Below are 17047 nucleotides of genomic sequence, written 5' to 3'. Positions count from 1 at the left end.
CAGGTTTCACATAGTGAAATTTTAAGATTTAAAAACGATCAGATAGATCATGTGTTTGACGAGGAGAGCGGTATGCGAGTGAGTTTTGAACAGTTAAAACAGGAGTTTGAACGGGTGCTATTGGCACGCGGCGTTCAGGCTGAAACGGCGAGTGAATGCGCCACTATGTTTGCGCAGACCACCGAATCTGGGGTGTATTCACACGGCGTGAACCGCTTCCCTCGTTTTATTCAGCAACTAGAGGCAGGGGACATCATTCCCGAAGCGCAGGCGAAACGAATCCTGGCGCTGGGCGCGATTGAGCAGTGGGACGCACAGCGTTCAATTGGCAATTTAACAGCGAAAAAGATGATGGATCGCGCGATGTCGCTGGCGTCGGATCATGGCATCGGTTTAATTGCAGTGCGCAATGCGAATCATTGGATGCGAGGCGGGAGCTATGGTTGGCAGGCGGCCGAAAAAGGTTATATCGGTATTTGCTGGACGAACTCGATTGCGGTAATGCCACCTTGGGGAGCAAAAGAGTGCCGTATTGGTACCAATCCGTTGATCGTGGCGATCCCTGGAAATCCTATCACCATGGTTGATATGTCGATGTCGATGTTCTCCTATGGAATGCTGGAGGTTAATCGTTTAGCGGGTCGTGAGCTACCAGTCGACGGTGGATTTGATGACGAGGGCAACCTCACTCGCGAGCCGGGCGTTATCGAGAAAAATCGCCGTATCTTACCAATGGGATACTGGAAAGGTTCAGGCTTATCCATCGTGCTGGATATGATTGCGACGCTGTTGTCTGACGGTGCATCGGTCGCGGAAGTGACTGAAGAAAACTCAGATGAATATGGTATTTCACAGATCTTTATTGCTATTGAAGTGGATCGCTTAATCGAAGGTGCAACACGCGATGCCAAGCTTCAGCGCATTATGGATTATGTCACCAGCGCTGAACGTTCTAATCCCGATGTGGCGATACGCCTGCCGGGCCATGAGTTTACTCATTTGCTGGCTGAAAATCGTCGTAATGGCATCACCATTGATGACAGCGTATGGGCAAAAATTCAGGCGCTTTGAGGATAAAAGACGATGATATTTGGCCATATAAGCAATGAAAATCCCTGCAAGCTGCCGGAGGCTATCCAAAGAGCGTTACAGTTTTTGCGTTCCACGGATTTTAGCCAACGGGAGGCGGGCGAAGTTGAAATCGACGGGCGTGATATTTATGCCCAAATTATTGATATGACTACACGACCTAAAGCAGAGAATCGCCCTGAAGTGCATCGGCGCTATATCGATATTCAATTTCTCGCGTGGGGAGAGGAAATTATCGGCGTCGCGGCCGATCGCCAAAATAATAAAATATCAGAATCATTACTGGCTGAGCGAGATATTATTTTTTATCACGGCGTTGAAAACGAATCTGAAATAACGATGACACCTGGAAGCTACGCTATCTTTTTTCCACAAGATGTTCATCGCCCTGCATGCATTAAAAATAAAGCAACTCCGATTCGAAAAGTTGTTGTGAAAGTGGCATTAACTGCGCTGAATTAAATTGAAGTCATTATTGCCATCACTAAGGGATAATTTTCTATGAAACAGAATAACGGCTTTATCGTCGGGGCGTATCCCTGCGCGCCTTCATTTCATCAGCGAGAAGAGGCGCTGGAAAGCGCCTTCTGGCGTGGATTAGCTGATATTGAAGGTATTCGCGGCATTGAGCAGCCCTGCTTGGAAGATCTCCATCCGTACGGTGACGACTATTTATTCCAGCATATTCCATCGGATTGGCAAATTGTTGTCACCGCGGTGATGGAAACCATGCGCCGTCGCGGTAAAAATTCTGGATTTGGGTTAGCCTCGAGCGATACAGAACAACGCTTGGCCTGCGTTGACTACTATCGGCACATACTGGATAAAATCAATCGTGCTAACGACCGCTTTGGAATGCAGAAGGTTCTGGCTTTGGAAATCCAATCGGCACCGTTAGCAGGCTCAGGTGATGTGGTGCTAGCCGCAGAGTGTTTTGCCGATTCGATGCGGCAAATCGTCAGTTGGGACTGGCCGTGCGAGTTGGTGATTGAACATTGTGATGCCATGAATACCCCAGATGCACGCAAAGGTTTTCTGCCATTAGAACAGGAAATTGCGGTTATTGACTGCCTGAAGTCAGAGCTCGGTAAAGAGGTCGGCGTGGCGCTTAACTGGGCACGTTCTGCTATCGAAGGCCGCAATACCGAATTACCTATGCAGCATCTCCGTGCAAGCCAGAAAAGCGGTGCCCTTAAAGCGTTGATGTTCTCTGGCACGACCTGCGGCGGAGCTTATGGTGACTGGCAAGATTTACATGCACCTTTTGCACCATTCTCAGGGGCCGAGGTTCATTGTGTTGAAAGTTTAATGACGGTGGCATTAGCGGCGGAGATGTTTAACGCGGCGCCACTCGACTCATTGAGCTTTGCGGGGATTAAATTATTAGAAATTGATCCTCAGGCTAGCGTAGAACACCGGATTGCCATTTTACGCGATGGAATTAAGGCGTTAAATATCGCCAGTAAAAATTAAAACTTAATCTTTTTTAATGGATTAATTAAGCCAAGTCTTCACCGAATAAACCCTTTTATAGGGAAAATCTGTGTATTTATGTACATGGGCCGTATCAATAATGATTAAGGCGTGAAGTTATGAACTCTAACTCTGATACCCTAAATAAAAATAATATTCCCGAGGATATTCCACGTCAGCGCTGGCTGAGAATTATTCCTCCGATTTTAATCGCTTGTATTATTTCATATATGGATAGGGTGAATATTGCCTTTGCCATGCCGGGAGGTATGGATGCCGATCTTGGTATTACCGCATCCATGGCGGGGCTGGCGGGCGGTATTTTCTTTATTGGTTATCTGTTCCTACAGGTACCCGGTGGGAAAATTGCGGTACACGGCAGTGGTAAGAAATTTATTGGCTGGTCGCTGGTGGCGTGGGTCGTTATTTCGGTATTAACGGGCTTGGTGACAAATCAGTATCAGTTGCTGTTTTTGCGCTTCGCATTGGGGGTTGCCGAAGGGGGCATGCTGCCGGTGGTGTTAACGATGATCAGCAACTGGTTTCCCGATGCCGAGCGAGGCCGCGCGAACGCCATTGTGATTATGTTTGTGCCGATTGCGGGGATTATTACTGCGCCGCTTTCTGGCTGGATTATCACCGCACTCGATTGGCGCTGGCTGTTCATTATCGAAGGTTTGATGTCGATCGCGGTTCTGGTGCTTTGGGTGGTTGCCGTATGTGACCGACCTCAGGAGGCTCGTTGGATCTCAGAAAAAGAGAAAACCTGGCTGATTAACACCTTGGCGGAAGAACAGCGCGCCATTGCCGGAAAAGAGGTGAAGAATGCTTCATTGAGTGCAGTCCTATCGGACAAAACGATGTGGCAACTCATTGCGCTGAACTTCTTCTATCAAACCGGTATTTATGGCTACACCCTGTGGCTTCCAACCATTCTGAAAGAGCTGACTCACACCTCTATGGGACAGGTCGGCATGTTGGCAATCCTGCCGTATATCGGTGCAATGGCGGGCATGTTCCTATTCTCCTCACTTTCTGACCGCACTGGCAAACGCAAGCTGTTCGTATTTTTACCGTTGCTCGGCTTTGCGGTTTGCATGTTCCTGTCCGTTACGTTGAAACAGCATATCTGGTGGTCATACGCCATGCTGGTGGGCTGCGGCGTATTCCTGCAATCGGCTGCTGGTGTGTTCTGGACTATTCCAGCCAAATTGTTTAGCGCGGAAATGGCGGGCGGTGCTCGTGGTGTTATTAACGCTCTGGGTAACTTGGGCGGTTTCTGCGGGCCTTATGCGGTGGGACTTTTGATCACCTATTACAACAAAGATGCAGGTGTTTATTGTCTGGCGCTATCGCTCGCGCTGGCAGCACTGTTGGCTCTGCTTTTACCCGCCAAATGTGATGTGCCGACGCAATCTACTGCGCAATTGCCGAAAGGAAAGCGCTCGGCGGCATAAGTTGTCTCAAGCCTCTCCTTATCAGGGGAGGCTGATTGAGCAGAAGTCATTGTGTAAATAACAGGAATCACTATGAACGCGACATCCACTGAATATTGGCTGGGGATTGACTGCGGCGGTACTTACCTCAAAGCGGGCTTATACGACAGGCAAGGCGCAGAGTTGTGCATCAGCCGTCAAGCGCTGCCGGTCATCAGCGAACATCCGGGTTGGGCGGAGCGTGATATGTCTGCGCTATGGCAGTCCTGCATCGACACCATCGCGAATGTGCTACGCCAAAGCGGAGTAAGCGGTCAGCAAGTCCAAGGGATTGGGATCTCGGCTCAGGGAAAAGGATTGTTCCTGCTGGATAAAAATGAAAAACCACTCGGTAATGCGATGCTTTCATCAGACCGGCGTGCAATCGAAGTGGTCTCGCAGTGGCAAAGAGATGGGCTGCCTGAATTGCTGTATCCGCTGACTCGGCAAACGCTATGGACAGGACATCCAGTTTCTCTCCTGCGCTGGGTAAAACTCCATCAGCCGGAACGCTACCGACAGATTGGCTCGGTAATGATGGCGCATGACTATCTGCGTTTTTGTCTGACTGGAGAGCGAGCCTGCGAAGAAACCAATATTTCTGAATCTAACCTCTACAACATGACTTTGGGAGGCTATGACCCGCAACTCACCGAGTTACTGGGCATTTCAGAGATCAATTCCGCTATTCCTCCCGTGGTGGGCTCGGCGGAAATAGGTGGCCGAGTGACCGAGGAGGTTGCGGCAAAAACCGGGCTTTGCGCGGGAACGCCTGTGGTGGGAGGGCTGTTTGATGTGGTTTCTACCGCGTTGTGCGCAGGGTTACAGGACGAATTTACGCTGAATGCGGTGATGGGGACTTGGGCCGTGACGAGCGGTTTGGCGCCCGAGATCTGCCAACACGAAGCGCATCCATACGTATATGGACGCTATGCCAACGCCCAGAATTCAGACGCAAAAAACTACATTGTCCATGAAGCGAGTCCGACCTCTTCAGCCAATTTGGAGTGGCTCACCCAGCAGCTTGGCGGCCTCGGTTTTGAGGAAATTAATCGCTTGGTTGCCGCCTTACCTAAAGCGGGCAGTGACGTGATGTTTTTACCTTTCCTATACGGCAGCAATGCGGGATTGGATATGACTGCCGGCTTTTATGGTTTGCAGTCGCTGCATCACCGTGGGCACCTGCTTCAAGCCGTGTATGAAGGCGTGGTATTTAGCCATATGACCCATCTGAATCGAATGCGTGAGCGTTTTACTCAGGTGAAAAAACTGCGAGTTACCGGTGGCCCCGCGCATTCAAAAGTTTGGATGCAGATGCTGGCCGACGTGAGCGGTTTGCCGATTGAACTGCCACAGGTTGAAGAAACGGGCTGTTTAGGCGCAGCGCTGGCCGCCTTGGTGGGCTGCGGCGTCTATTCGGATTTCAAGCAGGCGCAAGGCCAGCTTAGCCATGATATTCAGCGCATTGAACCCGACGCTGATGCTTGGTCTGCGTATCAACATAAATTCACCCGTTACCAATATCTGATTGAAGCGCTACAGACCTATCACGTGCGCTGTTCATCTTTGAATAAGTCCTAAGGAGTTACCCATTATGAGCCGACCTTTGCTCCAACTGGCGTTAGATCATACGAGCCTGAATGCGGCTTTGCAGAGTGTGAACGCGCTGAAAAACAGCGTGGATATTATCGAAGCCGGTACGATTTTATGTATTAGCGAGGGACTGCAAGCCGTACGTCAGCTGCGCCAGCTTTGCTCTGAGCACACTATTGTTGCCGATCTTAAGGTGGCCGACGCTGGAGAAACGTTGGCAACAGAAGCCTTTAATGCGGGAGCCGATTGGATGACGGTGATTTGTGCCGCTCCGCTGGCAACGGTGGTGAAAGCACATCAGATTGCACAATCTCGCGGTGGTGAAATACAAATTGAGCTCTTTGGTAACTGGACGCTAGACGACGCTAAAGCATGGCGCGCAGCGGGCGTGCGGCAGGCGATCTATCACCGCGGACGTGATGCTCAGGCCAGCGGGCAATCTTGGAGTCAGCAGGATCTGGATCGAATGCAGCAGCTTTCCGATCTTGGGCTGGAGCTGTCGATCACCGGTGGCATTACTCCGCAGGATCTGAGTCTATTCAGCGATATTTCCGTTAGGGCGTTTATTGCCGGCCGAGCGTTGTCTGAGGCGACGAATCCGGCACAGGTTGCACAGGAATTCCATCAACAAATCAACGCGATTTGGGGGGAAAGGGCATGAACATCGCCAAGAGAGTGCATCCGCTAGGTATTTACGAAAAAGCACTACCAAAAACGTTGAGCTGGCCAGAACGTTTGGCGCTGGCCAAAAGCTGTGGTTTTGATTTCGTTGAGATGTCAGTGGATGAAACCGATGAGAGGCTGGCGCGTCTTGATTGGAGTACCGCACAGCGCAGTGCTTTAGTGAGTGCGATGTTGGAGAGCGGCATTGCCATTCCGTCCATGTGCCTTTCAGCCCATCGTCGATTTCCTTTTGGCAGCCATGATGAAAACGTACGCCAGCAGGCTCGGGAAATCATGACGAAAGCCATCCATCTAGCGCGGGATTTGGGGATTCGAACCATCCAGTTGGCGGGTTATGACGTGTATTACGAGGAGCAGGATGAAGGGACACTGCAGCGTTTTACCGAAGGGCTAACGTGGGCAGTGGAGCAGGCGGCGGGGGCGCAGGTCATGCTGGCGGTCGAGATTATGGATACCGAGTTTATGAACTCGATAACCAAATGGAAAAAGTGGGATCGACTGCTTTCTTCACCATGGTTTAGCGTTTATCCCGACGTAGGAAATCTTAGCGCGTGGGGCAACGATGTGTCGGCTGAACTCGCGTTAGGCATCGACAGTATTGCTGCAATCCATTTGAAAGACACTTATCCCGTAACGGCAAGCAGCCAAGGGCAATTCCGTGACGTGCCGTTTGGTGAGGGATGTGTGGATTTTGTGGGGATATTTAGAACGCTTAAACAGCTGAACTACCGCGGTTCATTCTTGATTGAAATGTGGACTGAAAAAGCGCAGGAGCCGGTGCTGGAAATTATTAAGGCTCGTCAGTGGATCGAAGCACGCATGCTTGAGGGAGACTTTGTATGTTAGAACAATTGAAACAACAGGTTTTAGCCGCAAATTTGGCATTGCCACAACACCATTTAGTCACCTTCACGTGGGGAAACGTGAGCGCGATTGACCGCGAATCTGGGCTAGTGGTGATCAAACCCTCTGGCGTGGAATATGATGGTATGCAAGCCAAAGATATGGTGGTGGTCGATCTCAGCAGCGGAAACGTTGTTGAGGGGGATAAAAAGCCTTCCTCGGATACCGCCACTCATTTGGCGCTATATCGTGCTTTTCCTCATATTGGCGGCATTGTTCATACCCATTCGCGCCATGCCACTATCTGGTCACAGGCGGGTCTCGATTTACCGGCTTGGGGTACCACTCATGCTGATTATTTTTATGGCCCGATTCCCTGCACGCGCCTGATGAAACGTGAGGAAATCGCGGGTGACTATGAGCATGAAACCGGCGAAGTTATTATTGAAACGTTCACCCAGCGTGACATCGATCCTATGCAGGTACCCGCGGTGCTGGTGCATTCCCATGGTCCGTTTGCTTGGGGTAAAGATGCTGCCGATGCGGTACACAATGCCGTCGTGTTAGAAGAGTGTGCCTATATGGGCATTTTCTCACGTCAACTGACACCGGGGATCTCGGCGATGCAGCAATCTTTATTAGATAAACACTATCTGCGTAAGCACGGTGCTAATGCTTATTATGGGCAATAAAATTGCTTTTGATTGAAGCCTCATTTGAGGCTTTTTTTATGATATTTATTTCTTAACATTTCAGTCTTAGTGTAACTGATGCCCCCGTAAGGGAAATTATCTATACATAAAAAATATGTTTAACTTGTAAGCATAACTTACATATCAATTCAGTTGAATCACCACGCAGTGATGTCTATTTTCTTTCCAGCTTAAGGATGCGATTGCAGGTCAATACCCGCAGATCGCCGCTTGGTTGTACTCACGATGGAAAATTTTGCACTTCTGCGATGATGCTTATACATGTTATTTCGAAAACTTACCCTTGCCGTTATTTTTTGCCTAGGGACGTTTACCGTTCAGGTGGCTTCAGCTTTTGATTTGCCCAGCTATTTTAAAAGTGACAAATTGCTGGAAACACCGAAAATTCCACACCATTCTAAAGCGGTGATGCATTTTGCTCGTGTGAATAATTCGGGCGTCCGCGATGTTAATAACTCCATGGTAAAGAATGTTATTTTGCAGAATTATCGTCATTGGGAAGGTGTTAAATACCTTTGGGGCGGAGATTCCAAATATGGGATTGATTGTTCTGCGTTTACACGCCGCGTGCTGAGTCAACTGAAGATAAATTTACCGCGCACGACCTCTGAGCAAATTCACTCTGGAAATCAGATTTCTAAGCAACAGCTAAAAATTGGCGATTTAGTTTTCTTTAAAACATCGAGTGTGACGCGTCATGTAGGGATTTATGTCGGGAATGGGCAGTTTATTCATGCGTCCAAAAGTATGGGAGTCACCACTTCACGTCTCGATGAAAACTATTGGCAGCGTAGCTACGAAACGTCTGTTCGTGTGATCTAATCCTCTCGTATTCTTTTAGTTTTTCGATCGTTCTCACACTCTTAGTTTAAATTGAAACTGGTTGCAGTTGGCGAAAATAATCTGACGCATAAGAAAAAGCTGAGCTTTGAATGGTATCAAAAAGTGATTCGTTCCAATGGTAAAGAACTTTAATAATTGGCTTTAAACCTCCCTTCTACGGGGAGGTTTCCCAACTCTTATCTTCTGCGCTGACCGGCGCGTGCAAGCGAGATTTATCTTAAATCTTTACAATAAGTCAGCATTATTCTGCGACATTCCTGAATCTGTACTACCTTTAATTCTGTAGTTGTTACATCCGATTACAAACAACAAGGAGTGATTCATGAAAGCAATTAAAGCGATTACAGCAGCGATTCTGGTGAGTTCAGTATCTTTTGGCGCTTTGGCAGCAGAGGAAATCACCAAAGATGAAGCAGCAAAATATACGAAAATCGGTACAGTAAGCACGACTGCTGAAACCACGTCGCCAATGGATGCCAAAGAGGCTTTGTCTAAACTGGCTGATGAGAAAGGCGGAAAATACTTCGTGATTATTGCCGGACGTGAGCATGGCAAAATCAGTGCTACGGCAGAAGTGTATAAATAAGCATATCACGCGATAACGCTATAATATCTTGCGGGGGTCTCCCCGCAATTTCTCATCTTACAGCGTACCCCATTTTTACTTCTGCTCGCCTAAGTGCTTCTCTGCTATTATGTGCCCCTATGTGTACAAGTCTGTTGTCGTTATGAACGAATGACCGAGTAAAACAGCAAACTTGCTCCTCCCTATTTTATTTGCCTGATTAGAGTAACTGTTGTGACCCAATCCTTTGCTTCCCTGTCGCTGCCAGCAGCGCAGCTTGAAAACCTCGCTGAACTTGGTTATGCCTCCATGACGCCCGTGCAGGCCGCTGCATTACCCGCCATTTTGGAAGGCCGCGATGTTCGGGCGCAGGCCAAAACAGGTAGCGGTAAAACCGCAGCCTTTGGTATTGGTCTGCTCCAGCAGATTGACGTCACGCAGTTTACGACTCAGGCGCTGGTGCTTTGCCCAACCCGTGAGCTGGCCGATCAGGTTAGCAAAGAGCTGCGCCGTCTAGCCCGTTTCACTCAGAACATCAAAATTCTCACCCTGTGCGGCGGACAGCCCATCAGCCATCAGTTGGATTCGTTAGTCCATGCGCCACACATTGTGGTGGGTACGCCGGGACGTATCCAAGAGCATCTGCGCAAGAAAAGCGTCAGTTTGGATGCAATGAAAGTGCTGGTGCTGGATGAAGCTGACCGCATGCTAGATATGGGGTTCGCAGACGCTATCGATGATGTGATCAGCTATACGCCCACCACGCGTCAGACGCTGCTGTTCTCTGCGACCTATCCGCAGGGTATTGAGCGCATTAGCGCCCGCGTTCAGCGCGAGCCCGTCACGATTGAAACGGGCGATGTTTCTGCATTGCCCGATATTGAACAGCAGTTTTATGAAACGTCACGTGGTGAGAAACTGCTTTTGCTACAGGCATTGCTCAGCAATCTGCAACCCGCCTCATGCGTGGTGTTCTGTAATACGAAGCGTGATTGCCAAGACGTTTATGACGCGTTGTCTGGGCAGAATATCAGCGTATTGGCACTGCACGGCGATTTAGAACAGCGCGAACGCGATCAGGTTTTGGTGCGATTCTCTAACCGTAGCTGCCGTGTGCTGGTCGCGACTGACGTCGCTGCGCGCGGTTTGGATATCAAAGAGTTAGAAATGGTTGTGAACTACGAGCTGTCCTTCGATCCGGAAGTTCACGTTCACCGTATTGGCCGTACTGCGCGAGCGGGCCAGAAAGGTTTGGCCGTTAGCTTTGTTGCGCCATCTGAAATGGTTCGAGCACATGCGTTGGAAGATTATATTGGCCTGAAGCCGAACTGGTTGTCTGCAGATAAAATGATGGCTTCGCCGATGAAACCTCTTGAGGCGGAAATGGTGACGTTGTGCATCGACGGTGGTCGCAAGGCGAAAATCCGTCCTGGCGATATTTTAGGTGCACTTACCGGTGATGCGGGATTAACCGCTGCCGATGTCGGCAAAATTGATATGTTCCCGATCCACGCTTATGTCGCCATTCGCAAAGCGGCTGCCAAAAAAGCCTATAAGCAGCTGCAAGAAGGTAAAATTAAAGGGAAAAGCTGCAAGGTTAGGATTTATAAGTAAGTTTTTATCAGTATGCGTTCAGCCCCGTAGTTCATCTACGGGGCTATTCTTCTTCAGTATCTCCAACCAGAATCTCTTTTAGCAAACAGCCATTAGGTTGCGCTTTCCATATTCTCTCCTTCATTGGGCGATAATCTTGAGTCGGCCACGAAGTCCTGTCCTGTGCCACCACATCAGTCGCAGCCAGTCACCAGTGGCACCTAGCGGGTGCCATTTTTTGTTGTATAAACTGATACAGTGAATTTCCCCCACCTCAAAAATCTTCCTCTATACTCTTCAAGTGTGCATTTTATTTACCACTCATAGAACGACGTATCGATGAGTACCGCTGTGATTCCGGAGGCTGAAGTGAACCCATTACACGAAAAACTTAAGAAAAATGAATTCTTTAAAACTGGCTATTTTATTGCCGGTCAATGGCAGGACGCCTCGGATACCTATGAAGTCACAAACCCTGCAACGGGTGAAGTGGTAGCTAAAGTCGCCAATGCAGGACAGAAAGAGACTCAGGCAGCTATTCGCGCAGCGAGTGAAGCATTGCCCGCTTGGCGCAAAACGACTGCCAAGCAGCGCTCTGAAATTTTGCAAAACTGGTATCAGCTGATTGTTGAAAACAAGTCTTTCTTGGCTGAATTGATGGTCGCAGAACAGGGTAAGCCCTTAAAAGAAGCGATGGGCGAAGTGGATTATGCGGCGAGTTTCATTCAGTGGTTTGCCGAAGAAGCCAAACGCGCGAATGGCGAGATCATTCCACCGGTAAAACCGGGATCGCGTATTTGGGCGACGCGTGAACCTATTGGCGTGGTGGCGGCGATCACGCCGTGGAATTTCCCACTGGCAATGCTGACGCGCAAATTAGGTCCGGCTCTGGCGGCTGGCTGTACTGGGCTGATTAAGCCAGCCAATGAAACTCCGCTGTGTGCGTTTGCCTTGCTGGCATTGGCTCAAAAAGCAGGCGTTCCCGATGGCGTGTTGAACGCGGTTTCAGGCGATACATTAGCTATCAGCGATGCGATCATGGCGAGCAAAGACGTGCGCAAGATTTCGTTTACCGGTTCGACGGGCGTCGGTAAAACCTTAGTGCGTAACGCTGCGGAAACGATGAAGAAAGTGTCCATGGAGCTGGGGGGCAATGCGCCATTCATCGTCTTTGAAGATGCGGATTTAGATGCTGCTATCAAAGGTGTCATGGCGAACAAATTCCGTAATGCGGGTCAGGTGTGCGTGTGTATTAATCGTATTTATCTGCATGACAGCATATATGACACGTTTGTAAGCCGCTTAGCCGATGAAATTCGTAAGCTGAAAGTTGGTAACGGCATGGATGAAGGCGTTAGCGTTGGTCCATTGGTGAGCGAGAAGGGTGTCGATAAAGTTGAACAGCACGTTAAAGATGCATTGGAAAACGGCGGAAAAGTGGTGGTAGGTGGTCAGCGCCATGCATTGGGCGGTAACTTCTTCCAGCCAACGCTGATTGCTGAAGCAAACGAAGATATGTTAATGGCCTCGGAAGAGACTTTTGGACCTGTTGCGGCCTGCTACCGTTTTAAAACGGAAGAGGAAGTGATCAAGCGTGCTAACGATACGCCATTTGGTTTGGCGGCCTATTTCTATACTCAAAACCTATCACGTGTTTTCCGCGTATCTGAGCTGTTGGAAAGTGGCATGATCGGCATTAACGAATGTTCGGTTTCTACTGAGGTGGCTCCGTTTGGCGGCGTAAAAGAGTCTGGCTTAGGCCGCGAAGGTTCAACGCTGGGCCTTGAGGAATTCATGGAAGTGAAAACACTACACCTCGGAAATCTCTAATCCGTTGATGGGTGGATACTCTTTTTGTTGAGTATTCACCCACTTTGGCCTCGCTCTGATGGTTTTTCCTATTTGTTCAGCTTATCCCTACTGGTGTTTCCCTATTCAGCGATTATGATAAGTACGAAGGCTGTAAATGCAGCTTTGAATCCTTGCCAGTTATCTGGCAGCCAAAAATAAAAAGTGTGGGTTCATTTTTGTTTCATTTTTCGCCGTTATTCGTGTTTCAAACCTTTAAGCAATGGTCTGGTGAGGGTGTATGGCAAAGCGTTTATGGACAGGGTTACTGATCATTCTAGCGTTGAGCGGAGTGGCGTTTCTGAATAGCCAAGCTGCCGTCAGCAGTAATGAAGGGAAGTCGGCTTCGGTTTCTACTTCAGAAAGTATTGAACAGTTAACACAGCAGGATCGCGTAGTGAGTTATCTGCGAGAACATCAACGTCTACCTGATTTTTATATCACGAAAAAACAGGCAAGAGCGGAAGGTTGGGATGCGAGTGCGGGGAATCTGTGTAGCGCGGTTCCTGGTAGAGCGATTGGTGGCGATCGTTTTTCTAATCGCGAAAAGCGTTTACCGCAAAAAGCCAAACGCGTGTGGCGAGAAGCCGATATCAATTATCAATGCGGACGTCGTCAGGCAGATCGACTGATCTACTCTAACGATGGACTGATTTATATAACGCGAGATCACTATCGCACGTTCACAAAAATGGAGTGATCAGCATGAATAAAGTTAAATTCGATTTTAATCATATCGCCGATCTTCCGGCTTTTTATCGTCAGTTTAGCCATGAATTTTCCCTTGATAGCGAATTTGGTAACAATCTAGATGCGCTGTGGGACGCGGTGACGGGGGGCATAAAACTTCCGGTCGAGATCGATTTCGTCAATTTTAACGGCCATAAAAAACGCCGCTTTGCTGCGTTGGTTCTGCTTTTTGAAGAGGCGGAAGAGGAACTCGAAGGGGCGCTGCGTTTTAATATGTTGGAGAAGACGGTCTAATCCGTCGATTTACATATGGCTGCAACAGTGCAGCCTTCAGCGCCAAATGTACGCTGAAAGATGCACTGGCAGGGGCGCCATTACTCGCTTTCTTCAGACAGTTCGCGCAGGTATTGGAAAATCTGGCGGGCTGACTTTGGCGGCTTATTGGTAGCCTTCTCTTTTTTCGCATTACGGATCAGCGAGCGTAGTTGCTGACGATCGGCTTGCGGATAGAGTTCCAGAACCAGCGAGATAGCATCGTCGCCTTCGTCGATCAAACGATCGCGGATCTGTTCTAATTTATGGAACAGAGCAACCTGCTGGTTGTGGCGGTTGTTGAGCTTATCTAATGCAATCTGGATTGGCTCAGGATCACGCTGACGCAGCATTTTCCCAATCAGCTGTAGCTGACGGCGACGGCCTTCCTTTTTGATACGCTGTGCCAATTCAACCGCGGCACGTAGATCGGCATCCAGCGGGATTTTATCCAGCGCATTTTTGCCTAGGTCGACCAACTCTGCGCCCAGATCTTTCAGGGCTTCGGCATCACGTTTAATTTCGCTTTTGCTGACCCAGATGATCTCGTCATCTTCGTCTTTATCAATATCGTTTTCGGGTACTTCGTCTAACCAGTCTTCGTCTGGATGCTTCTGCATATCTGATTCCTTAAAAAAAGACGCTAATCCTATCAGGTTGTGCAGGATTCATGTTGAATGATTTACATGAAATTAAGGAGATCATGTCTATCGCAAATTTGTTTCTATTTTATCACTGTTACTTGTTCGAGCGCAGCCTGAGCTAAAAAACCGGATCGGCTTTTATATTCAGGATGTAAGGCAACGACGCGATCGATTCTGGCAATCAATGACTTAGGGAGCGTGACGTTAATCTTTTCTGCGCCGCCCATGAGGCGAGTAACATCAACCTCGACGATAGCCCAGATGTATTCCTGATATTCAGCTTTGTTTGATAAATCTTCGATTTTTGATGGCATTGGAAAATCGGCTTCCATTTCAACCAGCAATTCAATATGACTAATGATTGCTTGCTTGGCGTTAGCTATCGCTTCATCGAGCGTATCACCGGCAGAGAAACACCCCGGTAAATCAGGCACGGTTACACCGTAAGCATGGTGTTGATCTCCGGATTCAATAGCAATGGGATAAAGCATAGGAAACCTCTTGGTGGTGAAGCTAAAGCCCAGCCTGTTGCCGGATGCTTTTTACGGTATTGGCGGGGAGATCTTTTTTAGGATGAGGAATCGTCACTAGCCCCGTTTTGTTGGGGTGAGTGAAGTGATAATGGCTTCCCTTCACCCTTTTAAGAATCCATCCGTCAGCCATGATTTCAGCGATCAGCATCCTGCTATTCATTATAGCCACTGACTCCCTAAATATGAGGGTTATAATAACCCTGCGAGCTGGTTAACACAATTTATCGTCGTGTAGCCGCGTCTAAAAGTGAGTAGTGAATGCGATCTTGAGGTAAAGAACCCCACTTAATTTTGTTTTTGTCTAAGTTATACGGTCTATGATCTGTAAGCGTTGGCGGTTTTGCGTGGGTTTCAGCGATTGTGCGAAATTGATCTCAGTTCCTGATAAACTCAGAGTTAATTTAGTTTTAGAAACTGGCACAGTTTAGGTGCCAATTATAACGGCCTACGGCGATGATTGCGCCGGTGGTTTAATCCATTTCTGATAATTATGGCAGATTGATGAAAGTAATCACTCAGGTTGCAGAACAACGCAAGACGCTGGAAAACGCCGTAGCACAGGCGTTAGAACTGGCTAAAGCCGGCGCAGATGCCGCCGAAGTGGCCGTCACCAAAACTACGGGCATTAGCATCAGTACTCGTTTTGGTGAAGTTGAAAATGTTGAATTCAACAGCGATGGCGCTTTAGGTATCACTGTTTATCACCAGCAGCGTAAGGGGAGTGCATCCTCAACGGATCTTAGCCCAGACGCCATTGCCCGTACCGTACAGGCTGCGCTGGATATTGCACGCTATACCTCACCCGATCCTTTTGCCGGTCCTGCAGATAAAGAGTTACTGGCATTTGATGCGCCGGATCTCGATCTGTTTCATCCTGCCGAATTAGATGCAGAACGTGGCATTGAACTGGCAGCGCGCGCTGAGCAGAGCTCGTTGAAATTTGACCCGCGTATTACCAATACCGAAGGCGGCAGTTTTAACAGCCACTATGGCATTAAAGTTTTTGGCAACAGCCACGGTATGCTGCAAAGCTACAGCTCCAGCCGTCATTCGCTCTCTAGCTGTGTTATCGCCGAGCATGACGGCGATATGGAACGTGACTATGCCTATACCATCGCTCGTGACATCAACGATCTGAAAAGCCCTGAGTGGGTAGGGGAAGAGTGCGCGCGCCGCACGCTCTCCCGCTTGGCGCCACGCCGCTTGCCGACGATGGAAGCGCCAGTCATGTTTGCGGCTGAGGTGGCAACTGGTCTGTTTGGCCATTTAGTCGGCGCGATCAGCGGTAGCAGTGTGTATCGCAAATCGACGTTCTTGCTTGACAGTCTAGGTAAGCAAATTCTGCCTGAATGGTTAACCATCAACGAACAGCCACATTTGCTGAAAGGGATGGCTTCTACACCTTTCGATAGCGAAGGTGTACGTACCGTTGAACGCAATATTGTGGAAAATGGCGTATTACAGACTTGGCTGATGACCAGCTATTCAGCGCGTAAGCTGGGTATGCAAAGTACTGGGCATGCTGGTGGGATCCATAACTGGCGTATCAAAGGGCAAGGTTTAGGCTTCGAAGATATGCTGAAAAAAATGGGTACTGGCTTCTTGGTTACTGAGCTGATGGGGCAAGGCGTAAGCGGTGTCACCGGCGACTACTCCCGTGGTGCGGCCGGTTTCTGGGTCGAGAATGGCGAAATCCAATATCCGGTCAGCGAAGTGACGATTGCGGGTAACCTAAAAGATATGTGGTCGAATCTGGTCACCCTTGGCGATGATATTGAACTCCGCAGCAATATTCAGTGTGGTTCTGCGCTGCTAGAAGCAATGAAGATAGCCGGAGAGTAGAGGGATATACATTTCATCTAGCGTCTGAATTTATGCATAATCGGTGAAAGTTTTCGTCCGCCCGTTAGCATTTATGTGTCCATGACACCGCTGGCGTAGGCGTCCGACGAGGGGTTGCCAGCGCGCAACCTCTCGACTCTCGCGCTTTTTACCGCGTCGCTTGGCCGACCGGTCTCAGAGCGCACATCCTGTACGCCCTCGACCTACCGTCATCTTCCCTGATGGCGGTTCTAGAATGTATTCTTTCAACACGAAAATGCGTCAGAACCTTTCTATGTAAAAATGGTGAAAGTTTTCGTCCGCCCGT

The 17047-nt window shown here is 48.9% G+C and carries 18 protein-coding genes; 15 read left to right on the top strand and 3 right to left on the bottom strand.

The annotated features are described in order from the left end of the window. Window positions 1–72 precede the first annotated feature (72 nt). The 14 genes from yiaK (at window position 73) to HMPREF3091_RS18945 (ending at window position 13703) form a co-directional block, all read left to right on the top strand. The gene (gene yiaK, locus HMPREF3091_RS19010) at window positions 73–1071 is read left to right on the top strand and encodes a 3-dehydro-L-gulonate 2-dehydrogenase (RefSeq protein WP_035504409.1); all 999 of its coding nucleotides are present in this window, start codon (window positions 73–75) and stop codon (window positions 1069–1071) included. Between the two features lie 12 nt (window positions 1072–1083). Beyond that, entirely contained in the window at window positions 1084–1551 is a 468-nt protein-coding gene (locus tag HMPREF3091_RS19005) for a NanQ anomerase/TabA/YiaL family protein (RefSeq protein WP_070718020.1), read from the top strand. A gap of 39 nt (window positions 1552–1590) precedes the next feature. Continuing rightward, entirely contained in the window at window positions 1591–2562 is a 972-nt protein-coding gene (locus tag HMPREF3091_RS19000) for a DUF4862 family protein (protein ID WP_070718017.1), read from the top strand. A 119-nt stretch (window positions 2563–2681) separates the two neighbouring features. After that, window positions 2682–4019, top strand: a complete 1338-nt coding sequence (locus HMPREF3091_RS18995; protein WP_070718012.1) for an MFS transporter — start codon at window positions 2682–2684, stop codon at window positions 4017–4019. Between the two features lie 72 nt (window positions 4020–4091). Then, the gene (locus HMPREF3091_RS18990; RefSeq protein WP_070718009.1) at window positions 4092–5618 is read left to right on the top strand and encodes an FGGY-family carbohydrate kinase; all 1527 of its coding nucleotides are present in this window, start codon (window positions 4092–4094) and stop codon (window positions 5616–5618) included. A gap of 13 nt (window positions 5619–5631) precedes the next feature. Continuing rightward, window positions 5632–6291, top strand: coding sequence for a 3-keto-L-gulonate-6-phosphate decarboxylase UlaD (ulaD, locus tag HMPREF3091_RS18985; protein ID WP_070718006.1), 660 nt, complete (start codon window positions 5632–5634; stop codon window positions 6289–6291). Continuing rightward, entirely contained in the window at window positions 6288–7160 is an 873-nt protein-coding gene (locus HMPREF3091_RS18980) for an L-ribulose-5-phosphate 3-epimerase (RefSeq protein WP_004097391.1), read from the top strand. The genes ulaD and HMPREF3091_RS18980 overlap by 4 nt, the downstream gene beginning before the upstream one ends. Continuing rightward, the gene (gene araD, locus HMPREF3091_RS18975; RefSeq protein WP_004097392.1) at window positions 7154–7849 is read left to right on the top strand and encodes an L-ribulose-5-phosphate 4-epimerase; all 696 of its coding nucleotides are present in this window, start codon (window positions 7154–7156) and stop codon (window positions 7847–7849) included. The genes HMPREF3091_RS18980 and araD overlap by 7 nt, the downstream gene beginning before the upstream one ends. Window positions 7850–8131: 282 nt before the next feature. Further along, the gene (locus HMPREF3091_RS18970) at window positions 8132–8692 is read left to right on the top strand and encodes a C40 family peptidase (RefSeq protein ID WP_070718003.1); all 561 of its coding nucleotides are present in this window, start codon (window positions 8132–8134) and stop codon (window positions 8690–8692) included. Window positions 8693–9035: 343 nt separating this feature from the next. Beyond that, window positions 9036–9299, top strand: coding sequence for a YdgH/BhsA/McbA-like domain containing protein (locus HMPREF3091_RS18965; RefSeq protein ID WP_004097394.1), 264 nt, complete (start codon window positions 9036–9038; stop codon window positions 9297–9299). Between the two features lie 213 nt (window positions 9300–9512). Next, complete coding sequence (gene dbpA, locus HMPREF3091_RS18960) at window positions 9513–10892, top strand: ATP-dependent RNA helicase DbpA (protein WP_070718001.1); 1380 nt, start codon at window positions 9513–9515, stop codon at window positions 10890–10892. A 318-nt stretch (window positions 10893–11210) separates the two neighbouring features. Next, on the top strand, window positions 11211–12701 hold the full coding sequence (locus tag HMPREF3091_RS18955) for an NAD-dependent succinate-semialdehyde dehydrogenase (protein ID WP_070717998.1): 1491 nt from the start codon (window positions 11211–11213) through the stop codon (window positions 12699–12701). 259 nt (window positions 12702–12960) lie between these two features. Then, on the top strand, window positions 12961–13419 hold the full coding sequence (locus HMPREF3091_RS18950; RefSeq protein WP_070717996.1) for a ribonuclease: 459 nt from the start codon (window positions 12961–12963) through the stop codon (window positions 13417–13419). Between the two features lie 5 nt (window positions 13420–13424). Then, entirely contained in the window at window positions 13425–13703 is a 279-nt protein-coding gene (locus HMPREF3091_RS18945) for a barstar family protein (protein WP_004097415.1), read from the top strand. Window positions 13704–13783: 80 nt separating this feature from the next. On the opposite strand, the gene yjgA is transcribed toward HMPREF3091_RS18945, so the two are convergent. From yjgA to HMPREF3091_RS18930, 3 genes are all read right to left on the bottom strand, one after another. Further along, window positions 13784–14341, bottom strand: coding sequence for a ribosome biogenesis factor YjgA (yjgA, locus tag HMPREF3091_RS18940; protein WP_004097417.1), 558 nt, complete (start codon window positions 14339–14341; stop codon window positions 13784–13786). A gap of 104 nt (window positions 14342–14445) precedes the next feature. Beyond that, entirely contained in the window at window positions 14446–14856 is a 411-nt protein-coding gene (locus HMPREF3091_RS18935; RefSeq protein ID WP_004097419.1) for a type II toxin-antitoxin system HicB family antitoxin, read from the bottom strand. Between the two features lie 22 nt (window positions 14857–14878). Then, window positions 14879–15058: a type II toxin-antitoxin system HicA family toxin gene (locus HMPREF3091_RS18930; RefSeq protein WP_070717994.1), complete on the bottom strand. Its 180-nt coding sequence runs from the start codon at window positions 15056–15058 to the stop codon at window positions 14879–14881. Window positions 15059–15399: 341 nt separating this feature from the next. On the opposite strand from HMPREF3091_RS18930, the gene pmbA reads away from it, so the two are divergent. Further along, complete coding sequence (pmbA, locus tag HMPREF3091_RS18925) at window positions 15400–16740, top strand: metalloprotease PmbA (RefSeq protein ID WP_008815237.1); 1341 nt, start codon at window positions 15400–15402, stop codon at window positions 16738–16740. Window positions 16741–17047: the final 307 nt, after the last annotated feature.

This window comes from Hafnia sp. HMSC23F03 (assembly GCF_001816025.1).
In the GTDB taxonomy this organism is placed as follows: Bacteria; Pseudomonadota; Gammaproteobacteria; order Enterobacterales; family Enterobacteriaceae; genus Hafnia; species Hafnia paralvei.
The sequence above is the reverse complement of the archived record's forward strand: the minus strand, read 5'-3'. Positions and strand labels throughout refer to the sequence as shown.

What these genes read in the sequence shown, in the direction of transcription:
- yiaK (WP_035504409.1), top strand. Translation starts at nt 73, where the DNA reads ATGCGAGTGAGTTTTGAACAGTTAAAACAGGAGTTTGAACGGGTGCTA.
- HMPREF3091_RS19005 (WP_070718020.1), top strand. Translation starts at nt 1,084, where the DNA reads ATGATATTTGGCCATATAAGCAATGAAAATCCCTGCAAGCTGCCGGAG.
- HMPREF3091_RS19000 (WP_070718017.1), top strand. Translation starts at nt 1,591, where the DNA reads ATGAAACAGAATAACGGCTTTATCGTCGGGGCGTATCCCTGCGCGCCT.
- HMPREF3091_RS18995 (WP_070718012.1), top strand. Translation starts at nt 2,682, where the DNA reads ATGAACTCTAACTCTGATACCCTAAATAAAAATAATATTCCCGAGGAT.
- HMPREF3091_RS18990 (WP_070718009.1), top strand. Translation starts at nt 4,092, where the DNA reads ATGAACGCGACATCCACTGAATATTGGCTGGGGATTGACTGCGGCGGT.
- ulaD (WP_070718006.1), top strand. Translation starts at nt 5,632, where the DNA reads ATGAGCCGACCTTTGCTCCAACTGGCGTTAGATCATACGAGCCTGAAT.
- HMPREF3091_RS18980 (WP_004097391.1), top strand. Translation starts at nt 6,288, where the DNA reads ATGAACATCGCCAAGAGAGTGCATCCGCTAGGTATTTACGAAAAAGCA.
- araD (WP_004097392.1), top strand. Translation starts at nt 7,154, where the DNA reads ATGTTAGAACAATTGAAACAACAGGTTTTAGCCGCAAATTTGGCATTG.
- HMPREF3091_RS18970 (WP_070718003.1), top strand. Translation starts at nt 8,132, where the DNA reads ATGTTATTTCGAAAACTTACCCTTGCCGTTATTTTTTGCCTAGGGACG.
- HMPREF3091_RS18965 (WP_004097394.1), top strand. Translation starts at nt 9,036, where the DNA reads ATGAAAGCAATTAAAGCGATTACAGCAGCGATTCTGGTGAGTTCAGTA.
- HMPREF3091_RS18955 (WP_070717998.1), top strand. Translation starts at nt 11,211, where the DNA reads ATGAGTACCGCTGTGATTCCGGAGGCTGAAGTGAACCCATTACACGAA.
- HMPREF3091_RS18950 (WP_070717996.1), top strand. Translation starts at nt 12,961, where the DNA reads ATGGCAAAGCGTTTATGGACAGGGTTACTGATCATTCTAGCGTTGAGC.
- HMPREF3091_RS18945 (WP_004097415.1), top strand. Translation starts at nt 13,425, where the DNA reads ATGAATAAAGTTAAATTCGATTTTAATCATATCGCCGATCTTCCGGCT.
- yjgA (WP_004097417.1), bottom strand. Translation starts at nt 14,341, where the DNA reads ATGCAGAAGCATCCAGACGAAGACTGGTTAGACGAAGTACCCGAAAAC.
- HMPREF3091_RS18935 (WP_004097419.1), bottom strand. Translation starts at nt 14,856, where the DNA reads ATGCTTTATCCCATTGCTATTGAATCCGGAGATCAACACCATGCTTAC.
- HMPREF3091_RS18930 (WP_070717994.1), bottom strand. Translation starts at nt 15,058, where the DNA reads ATGAATAGCAGGATGCTGATCGCTGAAATCATGGCTGACGGATGGATT.
- pmbA (WP_008815237.1), top strand. Translation starts at nt 15,400, where the DNA reads ATGAAAGTAATCACTCAGGTTGCAGAACAACGCAAGACGCTGGAAAAC.